The following is a 15,364-nucleotide window of genomic DNA, read 5'->3' on the forward strand; positions in this document are numbered from 1 at the left end:
GCGCTTCGGCACCCTTATTCGCGCGGACCGCCATGCTCGACACCGCAAGGCCGTAGAGAGCGTGGCAAGTCGGCAACCGCGATTGCGACTTGCCCGCGGATCGCAGGAGAGCCCCCGACAGGCATGAGCGACCCCAGCAGGCCAACCGATTCCGGCACCGCGCCGCCTATCACCGCCGCTGCGGGCGCGGGCGCGTCGGATGCCGCGCGCACGGCATGCGTCCTGCTGGTGGACGATATCCCGTCCAATCTGCGCGTGCTGTACGAGAGCCTGAACGGCCGCGATTATCGACTGCTGGTCGCGAACGGCGGCGCGCAGGCGCTGGAGATCGCCCAGCGCTCCCACCCGGATCTGATCCTGCTCGACATCATGATGCCGGACATGGACGGCTTCGAGGTCTGCCGGCAGCTGAAGGCGGACAACGACACCGCCGACATCGCCGTTATCTTCCTCTCCGCGCTGGACGACGCCGCGGACAAGATTCACGGCCTAGAGCTGGGCGCCGTGGACTATGTCACCAAGCCCTTCCACCCGGAGGAGGTGGCAGCACGCGTGGAAGCCCATTGCAAGATCCTGCGCCTGGAGCGCGAGCTCGCCCAGCGCAACCGCCAGCTGGAGCTGGTACGCGACCGCATCCTAAGCTCCATGGTGGAGGCCGTGCTGGGGCTCGACGCAGAAGGTCGGGCAAGCTTCGTCAACCCCGCCGCCGAGCGTCTATTCGGCCTCGGTAACGAGTGCCTGCTGACCCGGGAGCTCTCCGACTGGGAGCCCGCAGCATTGCGCCAGAGCATCCTGCGCGTGCTCGCCGAGCAGCGCGAGCTGAGCCTCGACGAGCTGGCCCTGCCACGCCCGGACGGCAGCACGGTGCCCGTGGAGCTGCGCGCCGCACCCATCGCCGATGCCGCCTACCCTGCCGGGGTCGTCGTGGTGCTGCGGGACCTGAGCGAGCGCCGTCGCGTGGAAGCCAAGCTGCACCGCACCAGCGACGAGCTGAGCCGCTCGCACCGAGAGCTACAGGCCGCGCAGATGCAGCTGGTGCAGGCCGCCAAGCTGGAGTCCGTCGGCCGGCTCGCCGCCGGTGTCGCGCACGAGGTCAAGAACCCGCTCGCCATCGCACAGCTCGGCCTCGACTACCTGGAGCAAGTCTCGTGCGCGGATGCTGTCTCCTGCCAAGTGCTCGCGGATATGCAGCAGGCACTCTCGCGCGCGGACACCGTCGTGCGCGGCTTGCTGGATTTCTCGCGCGAGCGCGCCTTGCACCTCAAGCGCGGGGACATCAACGACGCCATCCACAATAGCCTGCGGCTGGTGCGCCACGAGCTCACCCAGCGCAATATCGCCGTGCGCACGACCCTCGCCGAGGCCATTCCAGAACGCCCCGTCGACGCCGACAAGCTCCGCCAGGCGTTCCTGAACCTGTTCATGAATGCGATGCACGCCATGGAGCACGACGGCACGCTGGCTATCCATAGCAGCCTGTGCACACTGGCGAGCGACGAGCTCGGACCCCATGCCCGGGATGCGGGCTTCCTGCCCGGCGACCGCGTGATTCGCATTGCCATCGAGGATACGGGCCCCGGCATCGACCCGGACGACCTGGGACTGTTGTTCGATCCCTATTTCACCACCAAGCGCCAGGGCGAGGGGACGGGGCTGGGATTGTCGGTGACCCGCAACATCGTTACGCTGCACGGTGGCAGTATCGAATTGTTCAACCGCCCAGCGGGCGGCGCCTGCGCGTTGCTGCTCTTCCATCCCGAGGCTGTGGATGTCGGGACGGCGCCGCGCTCGCGCGAGGCCCTGCTCCGCGACCGCACCGAGCGCCAGCGCAACACGGACAGGTAACCCATCCCGTGAGCAAAAAAAAGATCCTGTTGGTGGACGACGAGCCCGCCCTGACCCGCATGCTGCGGCTAAACCTCGAGCAGACCGGGCGGTTTGAAGTGCGCGAAGAGAATCACGGCAACAATGCGCTGCGAGCCGCGCGCGAGTTCCGTCCCGACCTGATCTTTCTGGACGTCATGATGCCGGACGTCGGCGGCGACGAGATCGCCGAGCAGCTCAAGCAGGACCCGGCCCTGAGCGGCATCAAGTACGCATTCCTCACCGCCATCGTCACCAAGCGCGAGACGGGCACCGGCGCCGCGGAGATCTCCGGCGAGACCTTCCTGGCCAAGCCAGTCAAGCGCGAGGAGCTGTTGGCGGTGGTGGACGAGCTGCTCGGTGCGTGACGCACGCCAACCCCGGCCCCGCCGGACGTGCCACCCGCGAGTCGGTCGTATCCGGCGACGCCGTTTTTTCCCCTCTGCAACCATGCTATGGTCCGCGTCGTCCATCGCCGCCGTGTGCCTGAGCGCACCGTCCCCGCCGGCGGCGGATCAGGCTTCAGAAACCGCCGCGCGTCCCGAAGGTGCGGCTACCAAAGCGAGACCACTGACAAAGGAGCGAACCGCATGATCGACAGCAAACGCCTCCTGCTCGGCGCATCCGCAGCCGTGCTCGGCCCTGTGCTGGGTCTGGCCTTGACGCCGGCGCAGGCACAGTCCGAAGAGACCGGCGCGGGCTCGTCCGCGCCGGCACAGGCGCAGCAGCAGACCGCACCGCCTGCGGCGCCGGCAGCCGCGCCCAGCCCGGAGCAGGCCCGCGCCGACATGGAGCAGCGCATGAACGCTGCCATGACCGAGCGCACCAAGCGTTACGAGGAGCTGCGCAAGCGCGCTGCGGAAGTGGGCCTGGAGCTGCCGGAGACACCGCCTTGGGCCACAGCCGGCATGCCGCAACCGCCGGCCGGTCCGCAGCCGCCGGCCAAGCCCGAGGGCATGCCCCAGCCCAGGGCCGGCACGGCGTCCGAGCGCAAGCCCATGACGCGCGAGGAGTTCGAGGCTATGCGCCAACAGCGCTGGGAAGCGATGCGTGAGCGCGCCAAGGAAATGGGCCGCGAGCTCCCCGAGACCCCGCCCTGGGAGGCCGCGGAGCAGCGCCGCAAGGAGTTGCTGGAAAGGTACGAGGAGTACCGGGCCACCATCGAGGCCATGACCGACGAGCAGAAAGAGGCCATTGCCGCTCTCTTCGGCGGTCGCGCCGCCGAAGGACCCGCCATGCCGCAACGGCCCATGGGTGGCCGCATGGGTGGCCCCTGCGCACACGCCCAGAGCGGTCAGCCCTGCGGGCGCCGCATGATGCCCGGTTATGGTGGTCCCGGCCCGCATATGGGGCCGGCGATGGGCCCAGGCATGATGCCGATGATGATGCCCGGAGGCCAAGCGCCGTCAGAGTCTCAGTCCGCGCCCGCCGGCGACCAGGGTAGCGCCGAGCCTGCGCCAGCGCCTGAGCCGGCTGGCTAATCAGCACCGACGCCCGTAATGCCGAGAGTAGGACATGAACCTGATCCGTAATCTGCTTGCCGTCATCGGCTTGATCAGCCTCTTGGCCCTACTCGTCGGCGCCGTCACCCTGGGCCCGCAGCTCGCCAGGCTCGACCCTGGCTTCCCGCAGGCGTACGGCAACTTCGCCGGACGCCTGCTGGAAACCGGAGACCCCGGCGTGGCCATGATGTGGTCGGAGCCCGTTCAAGACGGGCTCAGCATCGACGACGTGATCACCTCGCTGAAGAGCCTGGCGACGACCAACAACCTGCTCTTCGTCGGCGAGTCGCCCTTCTACCAGCAAGTGGAAGCCGTCACCGGCGAGGACTATCGCTACGTCAACTTCCTGTCCTTCTGCGACGCGCAGGTGGGCAAGATGATGCTTGAATATCGCGACCACTACAGCGGCTTCATGCCCTGCCGCATCGCGCTGGTGGAAGACAAGGCGGGCAACCTGGCGCTCTACTCCATGAACCTGGACCTGATGATCCATGGCGGCGAGCCGCTGCCACCCGAGCTCAAGTCCGAGGCGTTGCGGGTACGCGACACCATCCGCGAGATCATGCGCGGCGCCGCAGCAGGCGAATTCTAGTACACCTGTCCGGCCCCATGGCTTCCCCTGTGGTTGTCGTCGCCGGCTCGATCCTACCCCCGCCCAGTCTCCGGCAGCCCCAGCCATGCCGCGAGCCGCGCCTGAGCAGCTTCGACGCCGAGTCCGCTCGCGGCCGAGAAGGCCTCCACAAAAAATACCCCGTCCGCCAGCTCCCGCCGCACCGACGCGAGCTGTCGCTGCACCGCGCCGCGCCCCAGCTTGTCCGCCTTGGTGAGCAGTACCAGCATGGGCACGTCAGCGGCCGTACCCCAGGCCAGCATGTGGCGGTCGATGTCCGTCAGCGGATGGCGGATGTCCATCACCACCACCAGCCCTTGCAGGCATTGGCGGCGTCGTAGGTAGTCCTCCATCAACGCCTGCCAGCCGGCCTTGACGGCTTGCGAGACCTTGGCAAAACCGTAGCCCGGCAAGTCCACCAGGCGGCGCTCGTCATCGAGCCGAAAGAACACCAGCTGCTGGGTGCGCCCCGGGGTACGGCTCGTCCTGGCGAGCCCCCGCTGATGGCAGATGCGGTTGATGGCGCTGGATTTTCCGGCGTTGGAGCGCCCGGCGAAGGCCACCTCTAGCCCGGTGTCCGGCGGCGTGCCGGCGCGCGAGCCGGCGGCCGTGAGGAAGTGTGCGCGCTGGAAATTCGGATGCATGGGGTTAAGGGACCGGAATGGCGTCAACGGCGGCAGCGCGGTGCGGCGGCCGCCAGCGGGCTCAGGTCTCGCGCCGCCAGTGGCCCGAGCGCCCGCCGGCCTTCTCCAGCAGCTGGACGCCCGTCATGACCATCTCGCGGTCTACGGCCTTGCACATGTCGTAGATCGTCAGCAGCGCCACTTGCACGGCGCACAGCGCCTCCATTTCGACGCCGGTACGCCCGTTGGTCTCCACGGTTGCGGCGCAACGCACGCCGGGCGCGTCGGGCGCTGTCTCCAAGACGATCTCCACCCGTGACAACGGCAACGGGTGGCACAGGGGCACCAGCTCCGCGGTGCGCTTGGCGCCCATGATGGCGGCGATGCGCGCAATGCCCAGCACATCGCCCTTGGCGTGGCCGCCGCTCTCGATGAGATGCAAGGTTTCCGGCTGCATCTGGATGAGGCCCTCGGCGACGGCCCGGCGCCGGGTGCTGTCCTTGCCGCCGACATCCACCATGCGGGCGGCGCCGGCGGCATCGAAGTGAGTGAGCTCTGACATGAGGCTTCGTCTCCAGGCGGCGTTGACGCGCCACCAGGTGCTGAGGAACCGAGTCCAGGCTGGGCGGCCGTCCGCCGATCCCCCGGGACATCAGCGAGCATCGGCGTCGCTGCGGGCGGCACGCAGGAGCCGCCGCGCGCGCTCGATGGCATCGTAGTCGCGCAGGCTGCCGATGTAGACCCTGCCCTGCCCAGGCGGTCGGCGCCGAAACCGTCGGTAGGGCCACAGATACTGCTCCGGACAGACGGCGATACAGCGCTCGATGCCCAGATTCAGCGCCGCCGCAGCGGTGGCGTCGTCGTCGCTGTCGATGCCGTCCGGCGCCGGCAGGCAGTGGATACGGTAACCGCGCGCACGCGGCAGACGCTCGGCGAACATGAAAATCACCCGCGCGCCGCTCTTTCGCGCCAAGCGATTCACCAGCACCATGGTCAACGCCGGCAGGCCGAACAGGGGCGCGAAGGTGGCGCCCTTGTCGGCGCGCGGCTCCTGGTCCGGGAGAATGCCGGCGTACTCGCCGGCGGCGAGGCCCTGCACCAGCGCACGAACGCCGCGGGCCGTGGTCGGCGCCAGCTGGGCACCGCTGCGCCGGCGCGCCTCCAGGATCAGCTGATCCAGGCGCCGCTGCGGCTTATAGAAGATAGTGGTCGGGCCCTGGGCGGCAAGATACAGGCCTGCCAGCTCCCAGGCACCCAGATGCGGTGACAGCACGATCAGACCGCGGCCGTCGTCTCGGCGCAGCAGCTCTGCGCCGCGCACGTCCCGAATCAGCCCCAGCACATCCGCTGGCGGCCGCAGCCAGAGCCGACCCATCTCGCAGTAGGTGCGCCCGAAGGCAGAGAGGCTGCGGTTGCGCAGCCGGATCAGCTCCCGCGTGCCCAGGTCCGGGCGGTGCAGCGCAAGGTTGATGAGCGCATTGCGCCGTTGGCGATTCGGCGTTTGGGCGATACACCAGCCGATGATGCCCCCGAGCACATGCAGCACCGGCAGCGGCCAGCGCGCGAGGGCGCGCACGAGCCCTTGCAGATAGGGCTCTTGGCGGGCACGCGCCCGAGCCCGCGGGTCGGCAGACAGGGACGGCCCCGCCGGCCGCGCCATCGGCTGCTCGGGCATGCTGGGCCGTGCGCTGGTCGGCCTGCCGGGCGGGGCGTCTTGGGGCATCATGGCATCCGCCCCGCTGCTAGACTCGGCGGCAGCCGCCGTCCGCGGCCCTTCGCCGGAGATCCGCACCATGACCGACCCCGAAACCGATCCCAAAGGTGCCGAAGCACCTCGGGCGCCGCAGGCTCTGAATCCACAGGCAGCCTATGCCCTGCTGCAAGAGAGTCCGCAAGCCGTGCTTGTGGACATCCGCTCCACCATGGAATACCTCTTCGTCGGTCATCCCAAGGGTGCTGTGCACGTGCCCTGGATCGACGAGCCGGACTGGACCGTGAACCCCGAGTTCGTCACCGAGATCCGCAAGCTCCTGCTCGGCGGCGCCAGCTGCACGCCGGAAGGCCCCTGCGCACCGGTGGTGCTCATTTGCCGCAGCGGCAAGCGCTCGCTGGAGGCGGGCAAGGCCCTGCTGGCTGCGGGACTCGGCAATATCTATCACGTGGACGAAGGCTTCGAGGGTGAGCTGGACGACGACCACCACCGCAGCACCCTCGGCGGCTGGCGCTTCCGGGGCCTGCCCTGGGAGCAGTGCTGAGCCGCCACAGTGACGCGACCGGCGACGCTGCGACAGCTGCTCAAATCAAGGCTGACGCGGGACGCCTCAAGAGCGCACGTCGGCGATGCGCCGCGGTGGGAGGTCCTCCAACTGGACCTTCGGACGCTGGCGGCGCGATCCGGATTTGCTCGCATCGTCGTTACAGTCGCCGGATTCCTCCGGCCGGCGGTCTACGAGGTCCTGCAGGCTGATATTCGTGAGATAACCGTGGATCCGCTCGCTCAGGTCCATCCAAAGATTGTGGGTCAGGCATGGACCCCCATCCTTGCAATCCCCGGCGCCGCCGCAGCGCGTCGTGTCCAGGTGCTCGTCAACGGCCGTGATGACCTCTGCCACGTGGATGGTATTGGCATCCCGTGCGAGGTGATAACCGCCACCCGGGCCGCGGACGCTCGACACGACGCCGCATTTGCGCAGCTTCGCGAACAGCTGTTCCAGGTAGGACAGCGAGATGCCCTGCCGCTCGGCAATGTCGGCCAGCGCAATAGGCCCCTGGCCTTCGTTGATGGCCAGATCGAGAACCGCGGTGACCGCATAGCGGCCCTTAGTGGTCAAACGCACGGCATATCCTCCCAGGTCGTCGTTCAGTGGCGCGAATCCTACGATAACCGAGTTAGACCATCAATTTCTTGTGGCAATGTCATTGCCGCGGCGCTCGCCCGTGCGCCTGCCATCATGATCGGTGCTCGTCGCCCGCCGCCGCCTCGATCTCCGGCTGCGGGCCGGGCGCCGTGTCGCCGCCGGCCGGCGGCTCCCCGCGGTCGGCATCGTGGTCCGCCGGCGCATCAGGGGTTGCCGGGTCGATGCCGCAGCCCTCGAGGTCGCTCAGGTGCTCGAAGTGGCGGGTGATGCCATGCTCCTCCAACGCCCGCGACATGGCCTCCATGCGCCGGTCCATCACGTGGATGTGATCCAACATGCTGTTGATGGCATTGGCCACCGGGTCCGGTGCGTCGCGCACGGCCCCGTAGGCATCAAAGCCCATGCGCTTGGCAATGTCGGCACGACGCTGTGTGGCGGCGTCCACGGCGCGCTCAATGACCCGCCCCGGCACGCCGACCACGGTGCCGCCGGGGGGCACGGCCTTCACCACCACGGCGTTGGAGCCGATGCGCGCGCCGTCACCGATGACGATGGGGCCGAGCACCTTGGCGCCGGCGCCAACCACTACGTCGCAGCCGAGGCTGGGGTGGCGCTTGCCCTTCTGCCAGGTGGTACCGCCGAGGGTGACGCCGTGGTAAAGGGTGCAATCGTCGCCGATGACGGCAGTCTCGCCGATGACCACGCCCATGCCGTGGTCGATGAAAAAGCGCCGCCCGATCACCGCGCCGGGATGGATCTCGATGCCGGTGAAGAGTCGCGCGACGTTGGACATCAGTCTGGCCAGCCACTTGAGCCCGCGCCGCCAAAGCGCATGGCTCAGTCGGTGCATCATCACCGCGTGCAGCCCCGGATAGGTGGTGAGGATCTCGAAGGTGTTGCGCGCTGCCGGATCGCGGTCGAACACGCAGTTGATATCTTCCCGTAGCCTGTCGAACATCGTGCTGCTCCGTTGGGGCAGCGCCCGCGGGCGCACCCTGGCCCGTGACGCTGCCGCCCGATCGATGCTCGCCAGACTAGCGCAGGTCGCACCCGCAGGGCACGACGCCGCGCAACCGCGGTGGTGATTGTCCGCCACCCAGCGCCGATCCCATGCCGGGCACATGCTGGTTGCGCTCTGTAGGCGGCTCCTGGGACCACCTGAGCTGTGCCAGACTTCTACCAGCATGCGCAAGACCCAGTACCCAATGCCACTCAACCCCAGAACAGCGCACCGCCACCAGGGCTTCGACACCAGCAAGCTCCGCGCCCGCCGGGCACGGGAGCGCGCGGAGCAGGCCGTGGCTGCGGCGCGCCTGCATGCACTGGTGCTGGACGTGGTACCGCCTATCCTTGCGCGATTCGGCGCCACCGCAGCGTACCTGTTCGGCTCGGTCGCCGCCGGCACCGCCCATGCCGACTCGGATGTGGATCTGCTGGTGCTCGGCATCGGGCCGGCGGCCTATTGGGCGCTCCGCCAGGAACTGGAGCAGGCCCTCGGCCGGCCGCTAGACCTGCACACGCAGGACGACGACCCAGTCTTTGTGGCCAAGGCCATCCACCGCGGGAAACTGATTTATGGCCAGGACACCTGAGCTGCTGATCGCGGACGTTCGCGACGAGATGACCAAGCTGGAACGCCTGGAGCAGTCTTTCACCGCCACTGTCAACCCGATGCTCAAGCAGCCGCCGGAGCAGGTGAGCGATTACGACCGGGGCGCCATCGGCTACCAGCTGCATAACTTCTACAACGGCTGCGAGAACATCTTCCGCGGCATCGCCGCCTACTTCGAGAACGACATCGGCACCGACCGCTGGCATGCTGACCTCCTGCGACGCATGCGCCTGGACATCCCGGGCCATCGCCCGGCGGTCATCGACGACGAGCTATACCAGTTGCTGAACGACTTCCGCGGCTTCCGGCATGTGTTCCGCAGCGCCTATTCCTTCGAGCTGGATTGGGAGCGGGAACGCCTGGTCGCCGGGCGGCTGCCTCGGGCTGCCGGCCTGCTGCGCCAGCAAGTCAGCGACTTTCTGGATTGGGTGCAGGGGCTTGAGGCGGACAGCTGATCAACCTATCGCTGACCCGATCGACACCTGATCGCCGACCGCCACAGAACAGCTGAGCAGATCGACCCAGATGTCTCAACACGCACTTACCGATCCGCGCCCAGCTCCTCGATGCGGTAGCCGCGCGGGTAGCTGTGATGCCGCTGCCGGGTCAACAGCCGCGGGCGGCGCCGCGGCGGCAGGTGCCGCAGCACCCGCCGGCGCAGTGCCATGCCGCCCAGCACCAGCCCCCGCACCGGGGCGGGCGCCGGATCCAAGCCCACCGCCCGCAACATGGGCGCGTCCAGCAACGCGTGGGTCACGGGCGCCGCAGCCGGCCACAGGGATCGGGGCAGGAGCCAGCCGAGCATCAGATTGCGGGTTGCCACGGCCAGTGCGTGGTTGTGCTCGCTATAGCGAAAGTTGGCGCGCTCGAACTCCATGTTGAAGCGCTCCAGCTCCGCGTAACTGTCGGGAATAGCGCGGATGCCCATGCGGGCACCGATGCGCCGCCACACATGGAAGGTCGCCAACCGCTCCGCCTCGCTCATGCGCCGCCAGCCGAAGCGGGCGTTCCAGCGTATGGGCTCGAAGACGAAGGTCGTCAGCGTATAGAGATACTCGTCCTGCGGGATGGCATAGCGCCCGTGCTGCTGGTTCATGCGCTTGAGCGCCGCCCGTCCCCGCGGGTGATCCACGCCGTTCTCTTGAATCTCCGCCAGGATCAGCGCCGTGTCGTCGTAGCGCTTCTGGGTGCGGCGAATCAGCTCGCCGGTCTCCACCAGCAGCGGCGTGCCCTTGGCGACACCGAAGGTCCGCAAGAGCGCCAGCTCCAGCGCGCGGGTGGTGTCCCAGGGGAACTCGCAGCTCGCCAGCAGAAAGCCGATCTGCTCGCAGTCCGCCTCCGGGTCCAGGCTGGCGATGTAGCGGGCACGGGCGAAGCGGTCCCGCGGCGCCAGGATCTCCGGCGGGATCAGGGTCTGTAGGTAGGGCGGGTCCTTGATGGCTTGTGACGACATGGCGACCTATAGCCCCTCTGCTGCTTGCAGCCGCGGCAATCTGGGCAGTCGCCTGCGCTTACCAGAGCTTGACGGCGGCGACGATCAGGGCACCCACGGTGCTGATGAAGCCGATCAGCCACAGGAAATGGCGGTCGTGACGGCGGATCATCTCGTCAAAACGCCCGTCTACTTGCTCGAAGCGCTTGTCGATCTGCTCGAAGCGCTTGTCGATCTGCTCGAAGCGCTTATCGATCTGCTCGAAGCGCTTATCGATCTGCTCGAAGCGGGCCAGCATGTCCTGCCGCAGCTCTTGGTGGCGTTGCTCGGCCAGCTCGAAGCGTTTGTCCACCTGGGCAAAGCGCTCATCCATGCGCGCAAAGCCTTCGCGCATGAGCTCGCGCTGGTGCTTGAGCTCCTCCTCGACCCGCACCATGCGCTCGCGTAGCTCGATCTCGTAGACCGCAGGCGGCTTGCCGAGGCTCTGCTCGGCCAGCCAGTCCGCCATGTTGGCCTTGATGAAGTCGATGTCCTCTTGAGTCAGCGTCATGGCTCGAGTCGCCCGCAAGCACAGGTTGGTATCAGTCTATCAGGCGTTGATGCGACAACGGCGTCGCCGGCGTGATACGCCGGTGGTTGCGCCCGCTGGTTGCGCATGACACTACAACCCCAGCTCCTTCCAACGCGCCTGGACGCGCTTGACGGACACCGGATAGGCCGTGCCGAGCTGCTGCGCGAACAACGACACCCGCAGCTCCTCCAGCATCCAGCGGATCTCCTCCAGTCTGGGGTCGTCGCGCTCGGCGGCGCGGGCGGCGGCTTGGCGCTCGGCCAGCTGCTCCAGCAGCGGTTTGAGCTCCGCCAGGCGCTGCTGGTCGCGGCCGGCGGCGTGCAAGAGCTTTTCGGTGCGCTGCTCGGCGGCCTTGAGGTAGCGCGGATACTCCTTCAGGCGCGCGAAGGGCACCTGCTGCAAAAAGCCGCGGAACACCAGGGCATCCAGCTGCGCGCGCAGGTCCAGCACCGACGGCATCCAGTTGATCTGGGTGATGCCGGCGAGGCGCTTGCGCAGGCCCTGGTAGGCATCCAGGATGCGCGAGGCCAGCTCGCAGACCTCGTTGGCCGTCGGCATGAGCCGGCCTTTGCAGGCGTCCAGTCGCGCATCGAAGGCGGTCTGATCGCGGATAGGCGGCTGGCCCTCGGTGAAGCTGAGATCGACGACGAGCGCCGTCAGCTCGTCGGCGAGGTCCTGTGGCGCAGTGCCTTTACCGCCGCTTTTTGCGCCCGAGGCGCCGGCGGGCGCTGCCGCAGGCGGCTGGGGCGCCTTGGCGTATTGCAGCCGCATCCGGTCCAGCCCCGGCAGGTTGCGCCGCAGATAGCGCATGTCCTGCCCCAGGGTGAGCATGATGAGCCGCCGCAGCCCCGCCCGCATGGCCTGCGCGGCGCTGTGCTCCGAATCCAGCACCGAGATACATACACTGTCCCCCTGATCTAGGAGGGCCGGGTAGCCTCGCAGGCGGATGCCGGCTTGGGTGCGGTCGATGTGCTCCGGCAGGCTGCCGAAGTCCCAGCGGGTGATGCCAGTGCGCTCCAGCCCGTGCGTGTCCGGCTGGGGCTTGGGCGCTGCGGCTGCCGCGTCGCCGTGTTGGCGCTTCAGCGCCACCAGGTCCTCGCCGGTGGCGACGGCGCGGCCGTCGGCGTCCACCAGCCGCACCTTCATGCGCAGGTGCTCGGGCAGCGCGGACAGGTCCCAGGCGTCCTCCGGCACGTGCACGCCGAACAGCGCCTTCAGCTCTTCGGCGACGGCCTGGAGCAGCGGCCGGTCGCAGGGTTGCAGCCGGGCGGCGATGCGCTCGGCGGTCTCGGGGATGGGCACGAAGGCCTTGCGGATGGACTTGGGCAGCCCCCGCAGCATGGCGGTGATGCGCTCGGCGAGCAGGCCCGGCACCAGCCAGTCGAGCCGCTCCGGGGCCACCTGGTTTACCAGCGCCAGCGGCAGCACCAGGGTCACGCCGTCGGCGCGTTGGCCTGGATCGAAATGGTACTCCAGCGGCAGGTCCGTGGCGCCCACGCGCAGGCTGTCCGGGTAGCGCGCCTGGGTGACCTCGGCGGCGTCGCGGGTGAGCACGTCGGACAGGCGCATGTGTAGGATCTTGGGGTCCTGCTTGGCGGCCTTGCGCAGCCACTGCTCGAACTGGGGCTTGGAGTAGATGCCGGACGGCACCCGCTGGTTGTAGAAGGCGTAGATGGCCTCCTCGTCCACCAGGATGTCCCGCCGGCGGGACTTGGCCTCCAGCTGGTGGACGGACTCGATGAGCTCCTGATTGTGCCGCCAGAAGGGGGCGCGGGTGTCGAAGTCCCCTTCGGCGAGGCCGAAGCGCAGGAAGACCTCCCGGGACTCCGCCGGGTTGATGGGGCCATAGTTGACCCGGCGGCGGGCGGCGAGGGTCACGCCGAACAGGGTCACGGTCTCGAAGGCGGCCACCTGGCCGCGCCTGGACTGCCAGTGCGGCTCGGCATAGCTGCGCTTGATGAGATGCGCCCCGGCCTGCTCGATCCAGCCCGGCTGCACCCGGGCGACGATGCGGCCGTAGTCGCGGGTGGTCTCCACCCGCTCGGCGCAGATGATCCACTTCGGGCCCTCCTTGAACAGCCCGGAGCTCGGGTGGATGTAGAAGCGCCCGCCGCGGGCGCCGACGTACTCGCGCTGCTCGTCCTTGAGGCCGATGTTGCTCAAGAGTCCCGTCAGCAGCGCGCGGTGGATCTCCTCGAAGGTGCCCTCGGCGGCGTTCGGCTTGTGGCCAAGCTCCTGCATCTGCTCCTTGAGCTGCCCGTGGACGTCATGCCACTCCTGCACCCGGTTCCAGGACAGGAAGTGCTGCCGGCAGAGCTGCTGGAACTTGCGCCGGGACAGGTGCTTGCGCTCCTGCTCCAGGAAGGTCCAGAGGTTCAGAAAGGCCAGGAAGTCCGAGTCCGGGTGGTTGAAGGTGGCGTGGATCTCGTCGGCGGACTGGCGTTGCTCCATGGGCCGCTCGCGCGGGTCCTGCACCGCCAGCGCCGCGGCGATGATGAGGACCTCGCTCAGGCACTTGTGCGCCGCCGCCGCCAGCAGCATCCGGCCGATGCGCGGGTCCACCGGCAGGCGGGCGAGCTGTTTGCCCAGGTCCGTCAGCTGGCCCTTGGCGTCCAGCGCGGCCAGCTCCTCCAGCGTGCGGTAGCCGTCGGAGATGAGCTTGCTGTCCGGCGGGTCGATGAAGGGGAAGGTCTCGATGTCGCCGAAGCCGAGCTGCTTCATCTGCAGAATGACCGCCGCCAAGTTGGTGCGGCGGATCTCGGGCTCGGTGTACTCGGCGCGGGCTTGGAAATTGTCTTCGTCATACAGCCGGATGCAGACGCCGGCGGCGACGCGCCCGCAGCGGCCCTTGCGCTGGTCGGCGCTGGCCCGGCTCACGCGCTCCACCGGCAGGCGCTGGACCTTGCTGCGGTGGCTGTAGCGGCTGATGCGCGCGAAGCCCGGGTCCACCACATAGTGGATGCCGGGCACCGTCAGGGAGGTCTCGGCGACGTTCGTCGACAGCACCACCCGCCGGCGACCCTGCGGCTTGAACACCTTCGCCTGCTCCGCCGGGCCCTGGCGGGCGTACAGCGGCAACACCTCGGTGCTCGGCGGGTGGTGCTTGCGAAGCATCTCCGCGGTCTCGCGGATCTCCCGCTCGCCGGAGAGGAACACCAGCACGTCGCCGCGGCCTTCGCGGGCCAGCTCGGCGACGGCGTCGGAGACGGCCTGCTGCATGCTGTCGTCGCGCTCGCCGGCGGAGGGCTCCTCCGGCGGGCGCCAGCGCACCTCCACGGGGTAGGTCCGGCCGCTGATCTCGATGATGGGCGCGGGCTTGCCCTGCGCGTCGGCAAAGTGCTTGGCGAAGCGCTCCGGGTCGATGGTCGCCGAGGTGACGATGAGCTTCAGGTCCGGCCGCTTCGGCAAGAGCTGCTTCAGGTAGCCCAGCAGGAAATCGATGTTGAGGCTGCGCTCGTGGGCCTCGTCGATGATGAGGGTGTCGTATTCCGTGAGCAGCCGATCCTGCTGCAGCTCCGCCAGCAGAATGCCGTCGGTCATGAGCTTGACCACGGTCTGCGGGTGCACCCGGTCGTGGAAGCGTACCTTGTAGCCGACGGTGCTGCCGAGCTCCGTGCCCAGCTCCTGCGAGACCCGGCTCGCCAGGCTGCGGGCGGCGATGCGCCGCGGCTGGGTGTGGCCGATGCGCCCGAAGATGCCGCGGCCGCCCCCGCGGTCGCCCAGCCCGTCACCCAGCTCCAGCGCCGGGTCGAGGCAGAGCTTGGGCAGCTGCGTGGACTTGCCGGAGCCGGTCTCGCCGCAGAGCACCACCACCTGATGGTCCCGGATCAGCCGCGCCACCTCGTCCCGGCGCTCGCTGACGGGCAGCTCCGGTGGATAGGCCACCGTCGGCACCGCGGCGCGCCGGCGCGCCACGGCGGCCTGCGACGCAGCCAGGGTCTCCATGACCTTCGCCAGCCCACGGTCCACCGGCAGCCCCTGCTCGGCGCGCCGGCGCAGCCCGCGCAGGCGTCGGCGCAGCTCGTGGCGGTCACGCAGCAGGCAGCCCTGAAGGTCGACGTCGGTGATGCCGAGGTCCGGCCCGGAGCGCGGCGACTGCTGGCCCGGCGGCGCCGGCGACTGCTCGGCGGCGCTTGGTTCTGAAGTAGTCATGCGGGGAAAATGGGGTTGGCAGGCGCGATTGTGCAGTGCGCAGGCTCAGCCGAAGCAGGCATCCGCGGCAAGTTGAGTACGGGATACGAAGTACGGCGTACGGAGTACGGGGTACGAAGTACGGGGTACGGGGTACGGGGT

Annotated in this window: 15 protein-coding genes and 1 pseudogene; 8 read left to right on the forward strand and 8 right to left on the reverse strand. The window is 68.7% G+C overall.

Translation table 11 applies throughout. From position 1 onward, the window contains the following. Positions 1–123 precede the first annotated feature (123 nt). The 5 genes and pseudogenes from CKO31_RS27885 to CKO31_RS20410 form a co-directional block, all read left to right on the forward strand. Positions 124–559, forward strand: a pseudogene (locus CKO31_RS27885) (response regulator); the annotation flags it as partial. Continuing rightward, complete coding sequence (locus CKO31_RS20395) at positions 553–1,845, forward strand: two-component system sensor histidine kinase NtrB (RefSeq protein ID WP_438874028.1); 1,293 nt, start codon at positions 553–555, stop codon at positions 1,843–1,845. The pseudogene CKO31_RS27885 and the gene CKO31_RS20395, both read left to right, overlap by 7 nt. Before the next feature lie 8 nt (positions 1,846–1,853). Then, positions 1,854–2,231 (forward strand): response regulator, encoded by a 378-nt coding sequence (locus tag CKO31_RS20400; RefSeq protein WP_200240926.1) that lies wholly within the window; start codon positions 1,854–1,856, stop codon positions 2,229–2,231. Between the two features lie 222 nt (positions 2,232–2,453). Continuing rightward, entirely contained in the window at positions 2,454–3,344 is an 891-nt protein-coding gene (locus CKO31_RS20405; RefSeq protein ID WP_200240928.1) for a hypothetical protein, read from the forward strand. Between the two features lie 34 nt (positions 3,345–3,378). Next, entirely contained in the window at positions 3,379–3,957 is a 579-nt protein-coding gene (locus CKO31_RS20410; RefSeq protein WP_200240929.1) for a DUF302 domain-containing protein, read from the forward strand. 53 nt (positions 3,958–4,010) lie between these two features. Here CKO31_RS20410 and yihA read toward each other — a convergent pair whose 3' ends face one another. The 3 genes from yihA to CKO31_RS20425 form a co-directional block, all read right to left on the reverse strand. Then, positions 4,011–4,619 (reverse strand): ribosome biogenesis GTP-binding protein YihA/YsxC, encoded by a 609-nt coding sequence (gene yihA / locus CKO31_RS20415; protein ID WP_200240931.1) that lies wholly within the window; start codon positions 4,617–4,619, stop codon positions 4,011–4,013. Positions 4,620–4,680: 61 nt separating this feature from the next. Beyond that, on the reverse strand, positions 4,681–5,160 hold the full coding sequence (moaC, locus tag CKO31_RS20420) for a cyclic pyranopterin monophosphate synthase MoaC (RefSeq protein ID WP_200240932.1): 480 nt from the start codon (positions 5,158–5,160) through the stop codon (positions 4,681–4,683). A 90-nt stretch (positions 5,161–5,250) separates the two neighbouring features. Continuing rightward, a complete protein-coding gene (locus CKO31_RS20425; RefSeq protein WP_242475539.1) occupies positions 5,251–6,273 on the reverse strand; it encodes a lysophospholipid acyltransferase family protein in 1,023 nt (340 codons plus the stop codon). A gap of 118 nt (positions 6,274–6,391) precedes the next feature. Here CKO31_RS20425 and CKO31_RS20430 point away from each other — a divergent pair, with 118 nt between their 5' ends. Beyond that, positions 6,392–6,853 (forward strand): rhodanese-like domain-containing protein, encoded by a 462-nt coding sequence (locus CKO31_RS20430; protein WP_200240934.1) that lies wholly within the window; start codon positions 6,392–6,394, stop codon positions 6,851–6,853. 66 nt (positions 6,854–6,919) lie between these two features. Here the strand turns inward: CKO31_RS20430 and CKO31_RS20435 are convergent, their stop codons facing one another. Together CKO31_RS20435 and cysE are read right to left on the reverse strand one after the other, a co-directional pair. Further along, positions 6,920–7,435, reverse strand: a complete 516-nt coding sequence (locus CKO31_RS20435; RefSeq protein ID WP_200240936.1) for a Fe-S cluster assembly transcription factor — start codon at positions 7,433–7,435, stop codon at positions 6,920–6,922. A gap of 112 nt (positions 7,436–7,547) precedes the next feature. Further along, positions 7,548–8,414 carry a serine O-acetyltransferase gene (gene cysE / locus CKO31_RS20440; protein WP_200240937.1) on the reverse strand — a complete coding sequence of 289 codons (867 nt, stop codon included), beginning with the start codon at positions 8,412–8,414 and terminating at the stop codon, positions 7,548–7,550. Between the two features lie 247 nt (positions 8,415–8,661). On the opposite strand from cysE, the gene CKO31_RS20445 reads away from it, so the two are divergent. Together CKO31_RS20445 and CKO31_RS20450 are read left to right on the forward strand one after the other, a co-directional pair. Then, positions 8,662–9,048, forward strand: a complete 387-nt coding sequence (locus CKO31_RS20445; protein WP_200240939.1) for a nucleotidyltransferase family protein — start codon at positions 8,662–8,664, stop codon at positions 9,046–9,048. After that, entirely contained in the window at positions 9,032–9,523 is a 492-nt protein-coding gene (locus tag CKO31_RS20450) for a ribonuclease toxin HepT-like protein (protein ID WP_200240941.1), read from the forward strand. Before CKO31_RS20445 ends, CKO31_RS20450 begins: the two co-directional genes overlap by 17 nt. 86 nt (positions 9,524–9,609) lie before the next feature. Here the strand turns inward: CKO31_RS20450 and CKO31_RS20455 are convergent, their stop codons facing one another. From CKO31_RS20455 to hrpA, 3 genes are all read right to left on the reverse strand, one after another. After that, positions 9,610–10,521, reverse strand: a complete 912-nt coding sequence (locus tag CKO31_RS20455; protein WP_200240943.1) for an oxygenase MpaB family protein — start codon at positions 10,519–10,521, stop codon at positions 9,610–9,612. Between the two features lie 58 nt (positions 10,522–10,579). Further along, a complete protein-coding gene (locus CKO31_RS20460) occupies positions 10,580–11,050 on the reverse strand; it encodes a hypothetical protein (protein WP_200240945.1) in 471 nt (156 codons plus the stop codon). Positions 11,051–11,161: 111 nt separating this feature from the next. Further along, positions 11,162–15,223, reverse strand: coding sequence for an ATP-dependent RNA helicase HrpA (gene hrpA / locus CKO31_RS20465; RefSeq protein WP_200240947.1), 4,062 nt, complete (start codon positions 15,221–15,223; stop codon positions 11,162–11,164). Positions 15,224–15,364 lie beyond the last annotated feature (141 nt).

It is taken from the genome of Thiohalocapsa halophila (genome assembly GCF_016583825.1).
Lineage (GTDB): Bacteria > Pseudomonadota > Gammaproteobacteria > Chromatiales > Chromatiaceae > Thiohalocapsa > Thiohalocapsa halophila.

Bases quoted from the DNA above. Each gene is read 5' to 3' on its own strand.
- CKO31_RS20425 (WP_242475539.1), bottom strand. From the start codon at position 6,273: ATGCCCGAGCAGCCGATGGCGCGGCCGGCGGGGCCGTCCCTGTCTGCC.
- hrpA (WP_200240947.1), bottom strand. From the start codon at position 15,223: ATGACTACTTCAGAACCAAGCGCCGCCGAGCAGTCGCCGGCGCCGCCG.
- CKO31_RS20445 (WP_200240939.1), top strand. From the start codon at position 8,662: ATGCCACTCAACCCCAGAACAGCGCACCGCCACCAGGGCTTCGACACC.
- cysE (WP_200240937.1), bottom strand. From the start codon at position 8,414: ATGTTCGACAGGCTACGGGAAGATATCAACTGCGTGTTCGACCGCGAT.
- CKO31_RS20450 (WP_200240941.1), top strand. From the start codon at position 9,032: ATGGCCAGGACACCTGAGCTGCTGATCGCGGACGTTCGCGACGAGATG.
- CKO31_RS20430 (WP_200240934.1), top strand. From the start codon at position 6,392: ATGACCGACCCCGAAACCGATCCCAAAGGTGCCGAAGCACCTCGGGCG.
- moaC (WP_200240932.1), bottom strand. From the start codon at position 5,160: ATGTCAGAGCTCACTCACTTCGATGCCGCCGGCGCCGCCCGCATGGTG.
- CKO31_RS20405 (WP_200240928.1), top strand. From the start codon at position 2,454: ATGATCGACAGCAAACGCCTCCTGCTCGGCGCATCCGCAGCCGTGCTC.
- CKO31_RS20455 (WP_200240943.1), bottom strand. From the start codon at position 10,521: ATGTCGTCACAAGCCATCAAGGACCCGCCCTACCTACAGACCCTGATC.
- CKO31_RS20460 (WP_200240945.1), bottom strand. From the start codon at position 11,050: ATGACGCTGACTCAAGAGGACATCGACTTCATCAAGGCCAACATGGCG.
- CKO31_RS20410 (WP_200240929.1), top strand. From the start codon at position 3,379: ATGAACCTGATCCGTAATCTGCTTGCCGTCATCGGCTTGATCAGCCTC.
- yihA (WP_200240931.1), bottom strand. From the start codon at position 4,619: ATGCATCCGAATTTCCAGCGCGCACACTTCCTCACGGCCGCCGGCTCG.